The sequence below is a fragment of the Mycobacterium sp. Root265 genome, assembly GCF_001428895.1.
Classification (GTDB): domain Bacteria; phylum Actinomycetota; class Actinomycetes; order Mycobacteriales; family Mycobacteriaceae; genus Mycobacterium.
Genome location: NZ_LMJA01000031.1, coordinates 374638 through 391061 on the forward strand (window position 1 = coordinate 374638; position 16424 = coordinate 391061).

Annotated in this window: 16 protein-coding genes; 7 read left to right on the top strand and 9 right to left on the bottom strand. The window is 61.6% G+C overall.

Features of this window, described 5'->3' with window-relative positions:
- Window positions 1-6: 6 nt before the first annotated feature.
- Together ASE48_RS27675 and ASE48_RS33565 are read left to right on the top strand one after the other, a co-directional pair.
- Window positions 7-1206, top strand: a complete 1200-nt coding sequence (locus ASE48_RS27675; RefSeq protein WP_162264278.1) for a cytochrome P450 — start codon at window positions 7-9, stop codon at window positions 1204-1206.
- Between the two features lie 90 nt (window positions 1207-1296).
- Window positions 1297-1407, top strand: a complete 111-nt coding sequence (locus ASE48_RS33565) for a hypothetical protein (RefSeq protein WP_156409403.1) — start codon at window positions 1297-1299, stop codon at window positions 1405-1407.
- 3 nt (window positions 1408-1410) lie between these two features.
- Here the strand turns inward: ASE48_RS33565 and ASE48_RS27680 are convergent, their stop codons facing one another.
- The gene (locus ASE48_RS27680; RefSeq protein WP_057170362.1) at window positions 1411-3021 is read right to left on the bottom strand and encodes a class I adenylate-forming enzyme family protein; all 1611 of its coding nucleotides are present in this window, start codon (window positions 3019-3021) and stop codon (window positions 1411-1413) included.
- A gap of 67 nt (window positions 3022-3088) precedes the next feature.
- On the opposite strand from ASE48_RS27680, the gene ASE48_RS27685 reads away from it, so the two are divergent.
- Window positions 3089-3889, top strand: a complete 801-nt coding sequence (locus ASE48_RS27685) for an enoyl-CoA hydratase/isomerase family protein (protein WP_057170363.1) — start codon at window positions 3089-3091, stop codon at window positions 3887-3889.
- A 7-nt stretch (window positions 3890-3896) separates the two neighbouring features.
- On the opposite strand, the gene ASE48_RS27690 is transcribed toward ASE48_RS27685, so the two are convergent.
- The 4 genes from ASE48_RS27690 to ASE48_RS27705 all read right to left on the bottom strand — a co-directional run bounded on the left by ASE48_RS27690 (window position 3897) and on the right by ASE48_RS27705 (window position 8621).
- Window positions 3897-4925: a phosphotransferase family protein gene (locus ASE48_RS27690; protein WP_057170364.1), complete on the bottom strand. Its 1029-nt coding sequence runs from the start codon at window positions 4923-4925 to the stop codon at window positions 3897-3899.
- Window position 4926: 1 nt separating this feature from the next.
- Window positions 4927-6444: an AMP-binding protein gene (locus tag ASE48_RS27695; RefSeq protein ID WP_162264279.1), complete on the bottom strand. Its 1518-nt coding sequence runs from the start codon at window positions 6442-6444 to the stop codon at window positions 4927-4929.
- A 200-nt stretch (window positions 6445-6644) separates the two neighbouring features.
- The gene (locus tag ASE48_RS27700) at window positions 6645-7418 is read right to left on the bottom strand and encodes an SDR family oxidoreductase (RefSeq protein ID WP_057170366.1); all 774 of its coding nucleotides are present in this window, start codon (window positions 7416-7418) and stop codon (window positions 6645-6647) included.
- 30 nt (window positions 7419-7448) lie between these two features.
- The gene (locus tag ASE48_RS27705; RefSeq protein ID WP_057170367.1) at window positions 7449-8621 is read right to left on the bottom strand and encodes a thiolase family protein; all 1173 of its coding nucleotides are present in this window, start codon (window positions 8619-8621) and stop codon (window positions 7449-7451) included.
- Between the two features lie 133 nt (window positions 8622-8754).
- Here ASE48_RS27705 and ASE48_RS27710 point away from each other — a divergent pair, with 133 nt between their 5' ends.
- The 3 genes from ASE48_RS27710 to ASE48_RS27720 all read left to right on the top strand — a co-directional run bounded on the left by ASE48_RS27710 (window position 8755) and on the right by ASE48_RS27720 (window position 11802).
- Window positions 8755-9903, top strand: a complete 1149-nt coding sequence (locus ASE48_RS27710; RefSeq protein ID WP_057170368.1) for an acyl-CoA dehydrogenase family protein — start codon at window positions 8755-8757, stop codon at window positions 9901-9903.
- 336 nt (window positions 9904-10239) lie between these two features.
- Window positions 10240-11031 carry a crotonase/enoyl-CoA hydratase family protein gene (locus tag ASE48_RS27715; protein ID WP_057170713.1) on the top strand — a complete coding sequence of 264 codons (792 nt, stop codon included), beginning with the start codon at window positions 10240-10242 and terminating at the stop codon, window positions 11029-11031.
- 6 nt (window positions 11032-11037) lie between these two features.
- Window positions 11038-11802: an SDR family NAD(P)-dependent oxidoreductase gene (locus ASE48_RS27720; protein ID WP_057170369.1), complete on the top strand. Its 765-nt coding sequence runs from the start codon at window positions 11038-11040 to the stop codon at window positions 11800-11802.
- A 64-nt stretch (window positions 11803-11866) separates the two neighbouring features.
- Here ASE48_RS27720 and ASE48_RS27725 read toward each other — a convergent pair whose 3' ends face one another.
- Window positions 11867-12991: a hypothetical protein gene (locus ASE48_RS27725; RefSeq protein WP_156409404.1), complete on the bottom strand. Its 1125-nt coding sequence runs from the start codon at window positions 12989-12991 to the stop codon at window positions 11867-11869.
- Window positions 12992-13144: 153 nt separating this feature from the next.
- Here ASE48_RS27725 and ASE48_RS27730 point away from each other — a divergent pair, with 153 nt between their 5' ends.
- A complete protein-coding gene (locus tag ASE48_RS27730) occupies window positions 13145-13363 on the top strand; it encodes a helix-turn-helix domain-containing protein (RefSeq protein ID WP_057170371.1) in 219 nt (72 codons plus the stop codon).
- Between the two features lie 205 nt (window positions 13364-13568).
- Here ASE48_RS27730 and qatD read toward each other — a convergent pair whose 3' ends face one another.
- Genes qatD through qatB form a run of 3 tightly spaced genes read right to left on the bottom strand, consistent with a single transcriptional unit; the run spans window position 13569 to window position 16389 of the window.
- A complete protein-coding gene (gene qatD / locus ASE48_RS32365) occupies window positions 13569-14318 on the bottom strand; it encodes a Qat anti-phage system TatD family nuclease QatD (RefSeq protein ID WP_200962277.1) in 750 nt (249 codons plus the stop codon).
- A complete protein-coding gene (qatC, locus tag ASE48_RS32370) occupies window positions 14318-15607 on the bottom strand; it encodes a Qat anti-phage system QueC-like protein QatC (RefSeq protein ID WP_082614462.1) in 1290 nt (429 codons plus the stop codon). Before qatC ends, qatD begins: the two co-directional genes overlap by 1 nt.
- On the bottom strand, window positions 15604-16389 hold the full coding sequence (gene qatB, locus ASE48_RS33915) for a Qat anti-phage system associated protein QatB (RefSeq protein WP_442928770.1): 786 nt from the start codon (window positions 16387-16389) through the stop codon (window positions 15604-15606). Before qatB ends, qatC begins: the two co-directional genes overlap by 4 nt.
- Window positions 16390-16424: the final 35 nt, after the last annotated feature.

Consider the following 16424-nt stretch of genomic DNA (forward strand, 5'->3'; position numbering starts at 1 on the left):
ATCGGCATGGCCGACATGACGCCCGCGATGCGCGCGGCCATCCTCTATGAAGCCAATCCGACCTTCAGCGTCGATGATCCGCGACCCGTGTGGGACGAACTTCTGCGCGATTATCCCGTCATCAAATGGGAGATGGGCGTCGGGTTCTTCCGCGCCGATGACATCACTGCGGCCGGCCGCCATCCCGGAGTCATTTCGGTCAACCCGTACACCGGGCTCTCGATGGGCATGGGGTCACGAGATCAGTTGATACCCCTGCACTTAACCGGCGACACCCACCTTCGCTACCGCAAGCTACTGACTCCGCTGCTGACCGCCAAACGCATGGAACCGTGGGGGGATGCGGTCCGCGAGCTCACCGATGAGTTGATCGACGGATTCATCGGCGACGGCCACGCCGAACTCTACGAGCAAGTGTGCCAGCCACTTCCGACGAAGATCTTCCTCCGCTTGTTCGGTCTGCCGCAGGATGACCGGGAAGCTCTCATCCAATTCAAGGATGACATCCTGAGCGCCACCGGCGACACGCTCGACGGTCGCGAACAGGCCGGAATCGCCGCCGGGGACCGGTTGCGTGAACACCTGTCCAAGCGGCTCGCCGAGCGCAAGAACGAACCGCACGGCGAGGATCTGATCAGTCAATTCCTGACCTTCGAGCTCGACGGACACAAACTGACCGACGATGAGATCGTGAACCTGATGCACATGTTCACCATCGCCGGTCTCGATACTGTGACCTCGTCACTATCGGTGCAGTTCGCCTTCCTGGCCACTCATCCCGAGGAACGCCAGCGGCTGGTCGCAAACCCTTCGCTGTGGCCGACTGCCGTGGAAGAGCTGATGCGCACCGAATCCCCTGTACCACAGGGTGGTTTGCGTTGGGCTGCAGAGGATATTGAGATCAACGGCGTTGAGGTCAAGAAAGGTCACATGATCTTCCTGGGCTGGGCCAGCGCCAACATCGATCCCTCCGTGTTCGAGGATCCAATGGGTGTCGACTTGACCCGAAAACCCAACCGGCACATGTCCTTTGCTGTCGGCCTACATCGTTGCCTGGGATCGCACCTGGCGCGTCTGGAGATGGTTGCGGCGTTGAACCGATTCCATGAGCGCATTCCCTCCTACACCGTGACCGAGGGCGACCCGATCCGGTACCAAGCAATCCCCGGTATCCGCTCGGCAACCCGAATTCCGGTCAGCTTCTGATCGCATCACCTCGGAGTGGACGGCAGCTGGCCCGCCCAGCGGCTACCCCACTCTGCCCCTTCTGCAGACCGCCAATCGAGAGGCGTTCAGATGGACCCGAATCCTGACTACGACATCAGCGACGAAGTGGAGTACGGCTTCAGCTGGTTTGCCTGGATTCTGCGTGGCCAGTATCCCCCGCCGGGTTATCCGCCGGCCTGATCGTCAACCCTGGCCCCGGACCATCCTACGAAGATCAGCTTTGCGGACTTTGCCCGCAGCTGTGCGTGGGAAGTCGGCTACCTGGTGTCGAATCTCCTCTGGCCATTTGTATTTGGCCAGTCCGGCTGCAGTCAGCGCCCGCTGCACAGCGTCGATTCCAGGCGGCGCGTGACCGGAATTCGGTCGAATGAAGGCGCAGCCATGTTCACCGGTGCGGGGATCTGGTGCCGCAACCACTGCAGCTTCCCTCACCTCCGGCATCGCGTTGAGAATGGCTTCGACCTCGGCGGCACTGACATTCATCCCGGCACGAATGATGATGTCTTTCTTGCGGTCCATGACCACGACATGGCCGCGATCATCACGGGTGCCGATGTCGCCAGTGCGAAACCAGCCACGGTCGAAGGCCTCCTCGTTCATCGCAGGATTGAGGTAGCCACTAAACAGGTCGGGGCCGCGAGTTTGGAGCTCGCCCGGTTGCCCTGAGCTGCAGACGCGGCCACTGTCATCGACGATTCGCACGTCGACGCCGGTGTTCACGTGCCCGTCGGTGCCTGCACGTACCGACAGTTCATCCTCGACACGTCCCAGGGAGATGCTTGGGTGTTCGGTACAGCCGTAACTGCGGGTAGCCACGATGCCGCATGATTGTGCCCGCTGCACCAGGGCCGCACTTACCGTCGCGCCGCCGAGGAACGCCTGACCGATCAGTTCATGATGCTTTGGCGTGCATGACGGATCGTCGAGCAGCGTTTGCAGAAAAATGGGCGCTCCGCTGCCGGCAGTGAGGTTGTGGCGTGTAATCAGCGCCAACGCCGCGGTCGCATCCCAATAGTCCATGAGATGGATATCGCGACCGATCAGCGGTGGCACCAGCAGCGAGATCAGCATCCCCGTGACGTGACTGACCGGGGACGTGCTCAACATCGGCCGTGGCGATCCGGCCAACATCGGTGCCATGTGCAGTCTGGCCTCGGCCACCAGCGCGCGATGAGTGAGTATCACGCCCTTCGGTTCGGCGGTGCTGCCTGATGTCCAGCCGATCACCGCGGGCGCCGCCGGATCGATGCGTACCGCGCTTCGGTCAATTGCGGAGTCGACAAGCGCGTTGAAACCGAGGACGCGGGTTGAGCGCGACGGTGCTCCGACAAGGACGACGTATTCGGTGCACTGCCCCACAAGTGCGGCAAGATCGGCCGCCTCTGGGCCGTGGGCGTCGAGAATCACTGCCCGGGCTCCGCAATGCTGAACGGCGGTGAGAACCTCACGGGGTGCCATCGCGTGGCTCAGCGGCACCAGAACCACGCCAGAATGCGCGAGCCCGTAGAACACCGCCGCGGCTTCAATACTGTTCGGCAACTGAAAGGCCACAACCTCGCCTGGGCGCAGCCCGCGGGCTGCCAATCCTGCACCCAATCGGTGTCCGAGATCGCGGACGTCGGACATCGACACCTGTTGCGAAGCGGCGCGGCTGTGCAGCCACATCGTGCGATTGCCGGCGCCGCCCATAGATGTGGCCAGCAGGTCGGCCAGCGATGTGTCCGTCCACCAACCTTTTCGGCGATACCGGTGGGCGAGCTGCTGGTCCGGTTCCACGATGTCGAGGTCAAACATGGCTGCTCCCGATCGGATCGCTATACATGTAAAGTAGTCAGAAGATTACCGAATCCGAGGAGCTTCAATGGCCGAGTTCGCCGACGCTGGATACGACCTCTCACCCGAGGTCACCGTCAGGCCAGACGGTCCGGTTCGCATTGTCACCCTGAACCGCCCCGATCAACTCAACGGCGCGAACCGGGCAATGCACCAGACGCTGGCACGACTGTGGCCACTCATCGACGCTGACAACGACGCGCGGGCAGTCGTGCTCACCGGTAACGGATCTGCGTTCAGCGCGGGCGGCGACTTCGACTATATGCAGGAGAACCTCGACGATGAGAAGCTGCGCTCGCAGACCATGCAGGAGGGTCGATTGATCATCGAAGGCATGGTGCGTTGCCGAGTGCCCATAGTGGCCGCCGTCAACGGACCTGCAGTCGGTTTGGGGTGCAGCCTGGCTGTCCTGAGCGACATAGTGCTGATGGCCGAGGGCAGCTTCTTGGCCGATCCACACCTGCGCATGGGATTGGTCCCTGGCGACGGCGGGATGGCATGGCCGGCGCTCATCGGCCTGTCACGCGCCAAAGAGTACCTGTTTCTGGGCAGCCGAATTCCTGCCGAGGAAGCCGTCCGTTTCGGGCTCGCCAGTCGCGTGGTGCCGGCTGCGACTCTGTTGGATGAGGCTCTGAGCCTGGCACATCGGCTGGCCGCGGTGCCCGCCCAGGCGCTGCAGAGCACCAAGAAGGCACTGAACGGCTATTTGGAGGCCCAGCTCTACAACGCCTTCGACACGGCGCTCACAGGCGAGCTGGCCAGTATGCACTCCGACGAACATCGTCAGGCCGTGGCCGTTGCACGGGCAAAGTCGGCAGCGGCCCGCTGACGAGCGATCAGCCCGCCCCGCTCAGCAACTGCAGTCCCTTGGCGATGAGCGGGGCCACGGCATCGTCGGCTGCGTCCTCGGTGCCGTCGAGGGTGCGGCGCCGGTACGCGATGCCCGCCGCGATGATGGCCACTTTGAAGTAACCGGCCGCCAGGTGAAATTCCCAGTGCTGCAGGTCCCGTCCGGATGTCAGCGCATAGCGCTGAGCCATATCCTCGGCGCTCGGCATCCGGGGTGAGGTCCACGCAGCATCGGCGCCGATCACGAGATTAAAAACCGGCTCGCGGTAAACACACATCAATGCAGCGTCAGCCAGCGGATCACCCAGCGTTGACATCTCCCAATCCACCACTGCACGAACACGATGCGGTGCGCCATTTTCCAGGATGGTGTTGTCAATCCGGTAGTCGCCGTGCACGATTGAGGTATCGCTCTGGACAGGAACAGACTCTGCCAGCAACTGGTGCAACTTGTGTACCTCGGCGTCGCGCGAATCATCGGGATGACGTACCAGGTCCCATTGTCCTGACCACCGCCGAATCTGCCGTTGCAGGTAGCCGTCGCGTCGACCGAAGTCCCCCAGTCCGACGCTGTCGGGGTCAACGGCATGCAGCGATGCCAGCACGTCTACCAACCCGTAAGCACAATCGCGAACTGCCGAATCGGTGTCAATGATTGCCAGTTCGGCACTGGTGCGGATCACCTGGCCCATTACATACTCCACCACAGCGAAGGGTGCGCCCAGTACCGAGTCGTCTTCGCACAGGGTGACCGGACGTGCCACCGGTATTCCGGTGTCGGACAGCGCCTGGACCACCCGATACTCTCTGCCCATGTCGTGTGCTGACGGTGTCACGCCCTGAAGCGGCCGTCGTCGCAGCACCCAGGTCGACTTATCGTCGAAAATCAGGAATGTCAGATTGGAACGTCCACCGGAGATCAGTTCGCTGCGCAGCGGGCCGGTCTGGGCGACACCGATGTCATCGAAGTGGCGGGCGAGTGCCTCAAGGTCCAAAGCTTCTGCAGTCGTGGTCATCTCATGCCTTTCGGAGGTCAGTTTTACGCACCTTTCCAGATGCAGTGCGGGGTAGACGATCGGTCAGTCGAAGCTCTTCGGGCCATTTCGGTTTCGCCATGCCCGATGCGGCGAGGTGGTCGACGAGGGTTGCCAACGTGACGTGGTGATGCGGCGCCGGGACCACAAATGCGACGGCTCGTTCCCCCGTGCGGTCATCAGGAACGCCCACGACCGCCACCTCGGCCACCGACGGCGCGGTCAGCAACACGTTTTCCACTTCGGCCGGTGCGATGTTAACCCCATTGCGAATGATCAAGTCTTTACGTCGGTCGGTCACTGCCAGTCGACCGTTAGCGTCGAGCACACCGACGTCCCCGCTGTCCAGCCAGCCCTCCCGGTCGAAGGCGACATTCGATTCCGCCTCTAGGTAACCCGCACACCGATCGGGGCCACGCGTGAAGATCATTCCTTCGGTGCCCGCCGGCAACACCGCGCCGGTCCGATCGCGGATCTCGACTTCCACGCCGGCTAAGAGACGGCCATCGGTACGCGCCAGTGCACCCTTCTCGTCGGTCAGTGCGCTGGCGCTCACCGTGGGGTGTTCGGTCAGTCCATAGGATCGCAGAACCGTCAATCCGCGAGATGCCGCTTTGGTAACCAGCGTTTCGGGAACCACGGACCCCCCGAGAATCACATACCGCATGCGCTCGGCTAACTCATCGGTGAAACGGGGATGATCAATGAGCGCGGACAGAAACACCGACGCTCCCCCGCCCGGGGCCAACCCTTCAGCGTGGGCCGTGTCGAGCAAGAAGTCGACGTCAAAAGAATCGATGAGATTGATCGGTTCGCCGCGGTGTATCGGGGCCAACAGCCCCAGGGTCATTCCAGCAGCATGGGCAACAGGAGACGCCATGATCTGCGGGGTCGCCCCACCGGGAACCATTGCCGTGAGGTGGTGTCGCACCTCTGCGCCTAGCGTGCGGTGGGTGTGCACGACGGCTTTGGCGACTCCACTGGTGCCGGACGTGAGCGCCATCAGGCACGCATCGTCCGGCGCGCGCCGCACTGCCCCTGCCGACGGCGCTGCCAGAAGTTCTTCGAAGGCGACCAGCTTCTCGCCAGAAACTTCGTCCGGGCGCAGGACGCCACACGTCACCACGGAACCTACCGTCGGCATGTCTTTCAGCGACCCGCGGACCTCGTCGAGATAATCCCGTCCGCGATGCGATACACACGTGACAATTGTGATGGCCTGCACCGTGCAGGCAGCGTGAACGAGATCTTTGCGTCCGTAGAACGATGCGATGGGAACGACGACCGCCCCGGCAATCACAGAGCCCACGAAAGCGACCAGCGTCTCCCACCCGTTGGGCAACCACAGCACTACCGGATCGCCCGGGCGGACACCGCGAGCAATCAATCCCGCGGCGAACCGCCTCGCCGCATCGTCCAGCGTCGCAAAAGTTTCGCTGCGCCGGACACGGTTGTTCCACAGTGTGATTCGCTGCCGCGGGCGTCGCCGCAGACCGGCCATGAGGATGTCGCCGAGAGTCAGATTGTCCCATAGACCCTCGCGTAGGTACCGGCGCCGCAGACCGGGCGGTATCGGTGAGCTAGCAACAGTCCGCATCAGCCCTCCGATCTACCCTCTACCCGTTCAGTACGTTGTCGGCCGCCCTCCGATATGCCTGGCCAGCGGCCGGACCCGGCCACACACGGCTCTGTTGCCGTGTCTTACTTCGGTGCGAAGCGTTGCGCCCCGTCCAGCCGGAGGACCTCGCCGTTGACGTACCGATTGCCGAGAAGAAAGACCGCCGCGTCGGCAAACTCTTCCGGGGATCCCAGGCGCTTCGGGAAGGGAACGCTGACGGCGAATTTGGCCAGAGCTTCTTCCCCCACAGACTCCATAATCGGCGTCTTCATGGTGCCCGGTGCGATCGAATTGACCCGCACACCAACGGCGCTGAGGTCACGAGCCGCGGCCAGAGTCAGCCCTACTACACCCGCTTTGGCCACAGCGTATGCGGCCTGCCCGATCTGTCCCTCGTAGGCGGCGATCGATGACGTCAGCACGACTGCGCCGCGTTCGCCATCCGGCTCGGGCTCAGCCGAGGCGATCGCTGCCGCCGACAGCCGCAGCAGATTGAACGTCCCGTTGAGATACACATCGATAGTGGACCGGTAGGCGTCGAAATCGGCGGCTGCTCCGTCGCGGCCGACGATTCTCTGGGCCACGCCTGGGCCGCCGTGGGCTACCACTGCATAGCGCAGCGGTGCCAGCTCGATGGCCGCGGCGATCGCGGCCTCGATGCTGTCGGCATCGGTGACATCGGTGGGTGCGAAAACCGCTCGCTCTCCGAGCTCGGACACCAGCGATTGACCGCGATCCTCGGCCAGGTCGCAGATCACGACAGCCAGTCCTTCTGCGTGCAGCCGGCGCGCGGTGGCGGCACCCAAGCCCCCAACCCCACCGCTGACCAACACCGATGATCGTGTGTTCACTCCCATTGCAGCCAGATTCCTTTCATATCGGCGCGGCTACGAAAGGCGTTCGTAGATGGTCGCGTTGGCGGTGCCGCCGCCTTCGCACATGGTTTGCAAACCGAACCGGCCGCCGGTCCGCTGCAAATGGTGGATCAGTGTGGTGGCTAGGCGGGCGCCTGAGCACCCCAGAGGGTGACCAAGCGCGATAGCACCGCCGACGGGGTTGAGCTTGTCGAGCGGGGCACCGACTGCGGCTTGCCAGGCCAGTGGAACCGAAGCGAAGGCCTCGTTGACCTCAAAGGCGTCGATGTCCTCAATCGACAGCCCCGAGCGCTTCAGTGCCAGCGCAGTAGCAGGTATCGGCCCAGTCAGCATCTTCACCGGATCATCGCCCGTGACGACCGCGGTGTGCACGCGCGCCAGCGGATCCAACCCCAAGCTGGCTGCCCGTTCAGAAGTCGTCACGATGACACCGGCCGCGCCGTCGGAGATTTGTGAGCTGTTGCCGGCGCTGATCTTGCCGTCAGCCAGGAACGGTGTCTTGAGCTTGCCCAAAGACTCCAAATTCGACTCGCGCCGCACCCCCTCATCGGCGACGATGTGCGAATCCTGAGCCGGCACAGCGACGATCTCATCATCGAATGCACCCTCGTCTTGTGCCTTGGCGGCGCGCTCGTGCGACAGCAACGCGTACTCGTCGAGTTGGCCGCGGGTGAAGCCGTACTCCTTGGCGATCAGTTCTGCACCCGCGCCTTGGTTGAAGCGGCCGTTGAATCCCGGACCGGTCAGCGCCGAGGCATAGCGGTCGACAGCGCTTCCGCCCATCTCCCCGGTGCCTTCGACGTAGGCCGCGGTCATCGGCACCCCCGACATCATTTCCACTCCGCCGGCGATCACGACGTCGGCCTGTCCGGAGATCACAGCTGCCGCTGCCGTTGAAATAGCCTGCTGAGAAGATCCGCACTGACGGTCGAGAGTAAATCCGGGAATGCTTTCCGGCCAACCGGCCGCCAGCACTGCCATCCTGCCGACATTGCCGGACTGCTGTCCGATGCTTATCACGTTGCCCCAGTGCACGTCGTCGACGACGAGTGGATCGATCCCACTGCGGCTGGCAAGTTCACGCAGGATCACCGCCGAGAGATCGACGGCATGGACATCCTTGAGGCCGCCGTTGCGGCGACCGATAGGGGTCCTGGCAGCTGCCACGATGACCGCATCACGCATCTACTTCTCCTTGTGCTCATATCGCGAGAACGCGCGTTCAGACGATTGCGTACAGGCCGACTATACACGTATAGTTTGGTGACATTCAGCGGATTTCCCGCAAGGACAAGGACGTCGAAAGAGAAGTGCCTTCATGCGACGCGACATCTTCGAACCTGAGCACGACGACTTCCGGGCTACAGCCCGATCGTTTTATGAGGCGGTATGCGTCCCGCACACCGACGAGTGGGAGCAGCGGGGTTACGTCGACAGAGATGCGTGGTTGGAAGCCGGCAAACTCGGCTTGATCGGCTGGGAACTGCCCGAGCAGTATGGCGGCGCAGCGATCCACGACTTCCGGTTCAACGCGATCATGACCGAGGAGTTCCACGCGACAGGAGCAGTCGGTATTGGGTTAGGAGTTCAGAACGACATCGTCGCCGGCTACATGAACAACCTGACCACCGACGAACAGAAGGATCGCTGGCTGCCCAGATACATCACCGGCGAGCTGATCAGCGCTATCGCGATGAGCGAACCCGGAGCGGGATCTGATCTGGCAAAGATCTCGACGTCCGCGCGACGCGATGGCGACGACTTCATCGTCAACGGATCCAAGACCTTCATTTCCAACGGATTGCTCGCCGATCTTGTCATCGTCGTCTGTCGCACCGACCCCGAAGCCTCTGCGCCGCACAAAGGCATCAGCCTGCTCGTGGTCGAAGCCGGCATGGAGGGTTTCACTCGCGGCCGCAAGCTCGACAAAATCGGCCAAAAGTCTGCTGATACAGCAGAACTCATATTTGACGAGGTTCGGGTGCCCGCTGCGAACCTGCTCGGGCAGCTCAATAGAGGCTTCTACCATCTGATGACCAACTTGCCCGCGGAACGTCTGGGTATCGCCATCCACGCTGCGGCGCAGGCGCGCCGAGCTCTGCACCTGTCCATCGAATACGCTCGCGACCGTATGGCATTCGGCCAGCCCATCGGTACCTTCCAGGTTAATCGCCACGCTCTCGCCCAGATGGCCACCGAGGTCGATGTCCTCCAGACCTACGTGGACAAAGCCATCATGGCCGTCAATGCCGGCGATCTCACCGCCGACGAAGCAGCAGGTGCCAAATGGTGGGCCACCGAGACACAATGGCGGATCGTCGACCGCTGCCTGCAGCTGCACGGCGGATACGGCTATGTCAACGAATACGAGATCGCCCGCCTGTGGCGAGATGCCCGTGTGCAGCGAATCTACGGCGGCACCAACGAGATCATGCTCGACATCGTCGGCCGCGGAATGGGCTTCTAGCTCGGATCACGTCGACGGGGTGAGCATTCAATGACGATCGACATCGGCTCGAACCTTGCGTGGGCACTGGCAGACCAATGCAGACCCGCGATGCGCCAAGGCGAGCGAAATATGTTGTTCGCCATGCTCGGAGCGGGCGACTACGACGCAGCGATCTCTGTTTCGATCGCGGTTATCCGGCGCCGTGATATCGATCTGCAAGCCGATCTACAGAAGCGCCTCAGGGCCTGGCAAACCCGGTCAGCCGATGTTGCAGCTTCGCACCCAATTCCACGGTTCGAGCCAAGACGGCGCCCGACGACCGCACCCACGAACAAGGCTCTGCAAGGAGATCTCATGCCCGCCAAGGACAGCCCACCGGAAGATTTTTCGAGTGACGTCCTCACCGAACGACGCGGCAGGGTCCTCATCATCACGATCAACAGACCTCACGCCAAGAACGCCGTCAACGGCGCAGTCAGCCGCGGCATCGCCGACGCCATGGACGAACTGGACGGTGATCCGCTTCTTTCGGTGGGCATACTCACGGGCGCAGGTGGAACCTTCTGCGCAGGAATGGATCTCAAGGCCTTCTCCAGAGGAGAAGAGATAGCCATACCCGGCCGGGGCATGGGCTTCACTCAGAACCCACCAGCTAAACCCGTCATCGCCGCGGTCGAAGGCTACGCCCTCGCAGGCGGCACCGAGATGGCGCTCGCGACAGACCTCATAGTCGCTTCGACCGAGGCCCAGTTCGGTGTCCCCGAGGTCAAACGCGGTCTGGTTGCTGGTGGCGGCGCCCTTTTGCGATTGCCTCGTCGTATCCCGTACCAGATAGCCGTCGAGCTGGCGCTAACCGGGAAAAGCCTGGATGCGGCACGCGCTCATGAACTTGGCCTCGTCAACCACCTGGCTCAACCCGGCACTGCGTTAGCGGTGGCACTCGATCTGGCTGCGGAGATCACGGCGAACGGGCCGCTCGCGATCGTGGCTACAAAGAAGATCATCTCCGAATCCGATAGCTGGTCTCCCGCCGAGTCGTGGCAGCGACAAGAGGAGATCTGTATCCCGGTTTTCGCATCCAACGATGCGCGCGAAGGTGCCCAAGCGTTCGCCGAGAAACGTCCACCCTCCTGGACCGGGAGTTAGACGCCGATGTCAGTGCTCGACGGTTTCCGCCTCGACGATCGTGTAGCGGTAGTTACCGGCGCTTCCTCGGGATTAGGCGTTGCCTTCGCCACCGCCTTGGCAGAGGCCGGCGCGGATGTCGTGCTCGCTGCGCGACGTACCACCGAGCTGGGCGCGGTGGCCGAGGAAATCGGCAAAAGTACTGGTCGACAGGCATTAGCGGTCACAGTCGATATCGCCGACCCTGAGCAGTGCACAAGACTTATCAATGCTGCGGTCGAACAGTTGGGCCGAGTCGACATACTCGTCAACAACGCGGGCGTCGGAACCGCTGTATCCGCAATGAAGGAAACACCCGAACAGTTCCGCTCCGTGATCGATACCAACCTCAACGGCACGTACTGGTTGTGCCAAGCTGCCGCGCGCCAAATGGGCGCCGGGGCGACCATAATCAATATTGCAAGCGTCCTGGGGATCACGACCGCGGGATTACCCCAGGCCGCATACTCAGCGAGTAAGGCGGCTGTCATCGGACTAACCCGCGATCTTGCGCAACAGTGGGCAGCGCGCCGAGGAATCCGCGTCAACGCCATCGCACCCGGGTACGTCGAGACGGAGATGACGTCAGTTTATGACGAGTCCAAACTGGAGAATTTTGCGCAGCGCACGGTGATTAAGCGGCTCGGCACACCGAACGAGATTGCTGCGACACTAGTGTGGCTTGCTTCAGATGCCGCGAGTTACGTACATGGACAGACGATATGTGTAGACGGTGGATTCACCATCACCTGACCGAATTCTCTATGTCGGCTGTGTCTACCCCGGAGCTCCGCTGCTGTGCACGGAGAGCCCGAGCCTAAGCGCCGTCGAGCCCTTTCAGCTCCTCGCGGATGCGCTCGGCTTCACGCTCAGCCTGCATAAGCCTCGCCTGCATGCGTTCCCGCGGTGACCTCTGCTTGCGCGGTCGCGGCGGAGGCGGAACTAACCACCCCAGAGGTTCAAAGGCGACAATCTTCCGCACGACCGGACATAGATCGCAATCTCGGTATCTTCCCAACGCGGGCCAACCGGCTTCAAGCATCTTGTCTACGAACTGATCTCTGCAATCCTCGTCCTCGTAGCGCGCCCTCAACTCGGCCAGGCGCTCCGGGGTGACCCGCTGCCGGATTTCTTCCGGCTTCCAGTTGACGTCCCGCAATCCGACACTGACGGGGTGACCGCAGGTCAACGTCGCGTCCCAATCATGGATCCAACCAGGCTCCTTGCGTCGACGTCGATCCCACCACTCTTGGCCGAGATCGACGCAATAGTCTGGGCAGTCGACCGGATCCGCTTCCACGTACCGGCGTGTAAAGCCGTCCCATGAGGCAAAGTCGCGCAGCGGAAATGACACATTCTCGTGCTCACCCGAACACCGGTACTGCCCTGGCGGCAACCTCCGTCCCGTAGACACGTCTGTGTCTGAGTGGTCAAGAAGGATTTGCGGGTCGTCGCTTCTACTGAGCCGCTCCCTCGTGCAGCCACAATCAAACGCGACTCGCCACCGAAAGATATCCTCGGCCTCGCCGTACCAGACGCTCCACATCGGGTTCTCCGCGACCTTCGCCTGCCATTCGGCTAACACCTCCTCGTTCGGGCGTGACTGGCCGGCGATTTCTCTGCGGACCAAGCCGTTCGGCGGCCGAGCAGTAGCGGAACGCCGCGTGCGCGTCTGCCGGTCACGGGCGCGCCCCTCGGCGAAGGCGTCGGCTACGACCCGACCCTGCTCAGGGGTCACCGGGCCGGCCTCAACGATGTTCTGGTGGAGTCGCTCTTGGGAGTCGCACGCACTCTTTGCGAGGTCGATCGTGTCGTAGATGCGGTCTCCACGGAAGTGCCGTGGGGCGCTCATCACCCGGAACGCGTGACGCTTCGGACGGTCCGGCGCTGCGACCTTCTGCAGCGCGTAGACCCCCGACACCCAGTAGTCAGGCTGTTCCATTGTCCAGTCCATGCACCCTCCAGTGCGGCCTTACTACTCGCGTCCAGTCCACTCATCCGTTCCGTCACCAGCACGGGGCGGCAACGAGGTACCCGGATGCTACTTATAAGTATGTAGACCTTCAAGTAGCGGCGCGGAAACGTGGGCGCCGTTATGGAGGGTCAGCTTCAACAGGTCGTGGGCCGCAACCTACGCCGGCACCGCCTGGAGCAGGGCTACAGCCAGGAAGCGTTCGCGGAGCGGATGGGTGTCCACCGAACGTACTTCAGCTCAGTCGAGCGCGGCGAGCGCAATCTAACTCTTCAAACACTGGAGAAGATCGCGGAGTTTCTGGGGGTTGATCCCCGGACGTTGCTGGACGAGCGCAAATAGACGCACCGACGATGCCCTAATCCGACGTGCTCCGTACGCCCAGCTTCTCCGGTTTGTTGGGACTCGACCCAGACTTAGCCAATCGGCTTAATAGTTCCCGGATCTCCGCCGACATCATCGACATCGACAGCGATCCCGCCGAGTCGGACTACTCCGGGGACACGCAAGACTGCCTACACACAGGGGTCCGCTGCACTCGAGTGGGTCAACTCGCCGCCCCACTGCCGGTTGCTAACAGCCGCTGAAAGTTCTGCTGAATCCGCGAATCCACCTCGGAGCGATCAACATTCCAAATATTCGAAAGAGGGCCGTAGGCCGCGCCCACCTCCCAGGGATGCAACGGACCGGCTTTTCCCCGGGCAAATGGGCCGTCGGATTCAGTCACTATCCGGTCCCATGGCATTCGAGCGACCAGTCGACGTCCGTTGCTGGTGGCGACCATCGCGGGTCCAACGCTGAACCAACAACCCAGCTCAATCGCAGCCTCTAGATCCCTAACACCACCGGTGTACCAGTGCAACACAGGAGTGCCCAACCCAGGGAACTGCCGAATCGCATCGATGACCTCGTGACCCGCGTGCCTGCTGTGCACAGACAGAAGGCGCCCACCGACATCCGCACATCGTCGAAGTACGTGGCGAAAAACTTCAAGCTGTTTCGACTGAGTCGCTGCGAATCGACTGCTACCGTCTAGTCCAACTTCGCCCACGTACTGAGTCGATGCAATCAAGTCGTCAAACAGCGACAGCTCATGAGATCTCAGGTGAGCCAGTTCTGGATGCAGTCCGAGCGCCGTACGGATCATCGACTTGCCAGCACCCAGCGCACGTGTCCCAGCGAAAGCGGAGGGTGTCGTGGTGACCGAAAGGGTTGCGACGCTGAAGCTTTGCGTGTGTTCAACGACCTCAGATGGGTTATCGTACAAATCCAGATGGCAGTGGAAGTCGACCATCATCAGCCGACGCCATAGCTGTCGTGTAGCGCTCCTAGTTCACCCATGGCACGCGACAGCATATCTCGGGTCGGCGCCTTGTCGTCGCTCGGCACCGAGCTAAGTGCGGTTCCAAGCCATCGCGCTAACCCCTCGTCGGCTATCACTAGGCGCGCAACTGCCAACGACCGCACATCATCAAAGCCCGCGCAATGTTCAGTTTGAGCGCCAAGGTTCTCAAAAACGTAACCAGTCAAATCTGGCTCCGGCCAACGCAAAAAGGCAGCACGTCGCACCTGACACGGAATACATCTGCCACAGTGAGTGTATCCGTACCGCTGGTATCGGCCGCAGCTGGTGCTCCTGCGCGCGAGTTGCCGGAGAAGCTCCTGATTCGCGCAGTTAGCAAGCATCTCGCCTTTGGTCTGGAACTTGTATGGGTTAGATAGTCTCACCCTGATATCCATGGCATCAAAAACCTGTTGCAACAAGCGGAAATACAGCGGATGCGCAGTCCGGGTACTGAGACTCCCCACTCTCATCGGTGTCATTGCCGGATTGATTGCAATGAAGCCATTCTCATTCACAAAAAGCTCAACAGTTCGCCCTTCAGCTGTCGCAGCAAGGGTGGACGCCACTAGCACCCCGTACGCAATGAACACGAGCGATCGTGAACGCTGCGAGGCCTCATCTACAGCCTGGCCGGTTCGTGCGTTGTGGTTCAGCTGGATATGTTCTGAAACCCCCACCTCGGCCGCAAACTCCTCCTGAGCGCGTCGGTCTCCCCGCACTGTCTGGCTTACTAAATAGGGTCGGCGACCATCTGACACTAGGTCGATTGCGCCAATGAGGCTATCTAATCCACCCGAAAGCATTGCAACGCAATCATTTTCTGGCACTACCGGGTGCTTGGCGGGTTGACTATGAGGAGTCCCCTTGCTAAAACGCAAAGTCCATATGTCCGTTGTAAGAAACGACAATGCCGCCTCTAATGCAGGGGCATTCGCAGACCATCTCGCAGGGTCTGACACCGGTATTTCTAGCGTCAACTCCCGCGTCCAGCCGTCCGGGCTGTGCGCTCGTAAACTCGCCGCGTCCACAAGAATTGCCGACATCGCAATTGACAGAAAGTCCCAGGCGATCGTAGACGGGGCGAGCTGCTTGCGCCTGATTGAACTGAGAACGGCTCCGCCTACCGACATTTCAATGCCGCTACTCGGCTGACCATAGAGCGAGAAGGGCACGTATTCATCCGCTCGCCTGACACCGCCATCGGCGGCTGGCTCCAGATCGATAATCGCACGAAACTTCATAGAGCGTAGCTTTCGAACACTGTGAAAGTATCAGCGAGCGCTTGACGCACGGTGCCCCCTACCGATCGACTAGTCAAACTAAGGCCTTGCTCGCGAAGCCGGCGAAATGACTGAGCTACAACCTCACGGATGTAGCTTCGCACCTGTTTAAGTCTCGCTAGTCCCGTTACTTTGTCAGGCGCTCTAGACAAAATATGCTTGCCGACGTCTAGACAAAATCTCCTGAAGACATCCTCGGCGGTGTATCGCTCAACTGCGAACTCCCGTTGCTGGTCCGTCAACGAGAGCAGATCTGCCTCAGGATATTGGTGGAGCAAGTCGGACAACGCTGTTCGCACTGCCTCTCGCGATGATTCCGCGTCGAGGGTTCCGTCGTGCGGACGAACAGCCTCGACGACAGCGTCCATAATCTCGTCTGCTGACCTCCCGGCCAATAGATCGATGCCTAGAGCTTGAGCAGCCGACTCCGGGTTGAGCGCGCGGGAGAGGGCAGACGCTGTTGACCCCGTCCGCCCCATTCGACGGGTTAGCGTAGACGCTCCGGCGTAGCCCTGGGACACATAGGAAGCCACTCCCGACCGAAGTCGCTCAGTGTCCCCAGTTCGAGAGAAGTGCCCCAGACTTGTTCGTGCAGAGGCAAATCTCCTCGGAGGCGCAACTGGTACGCCATAGTTCGGCTCACTGCCGGCAACGTCGTCAGAGGTTTCGCCAGAATCCTCCTCAACACTATCGGAGTCAGCGGACTCCGCGCTTCCGTCCAGCGGCGATGCCCAAGGTGGCACGAGCGCGGTGCCAGAGTTCGGCCCGCTGCTGCTTT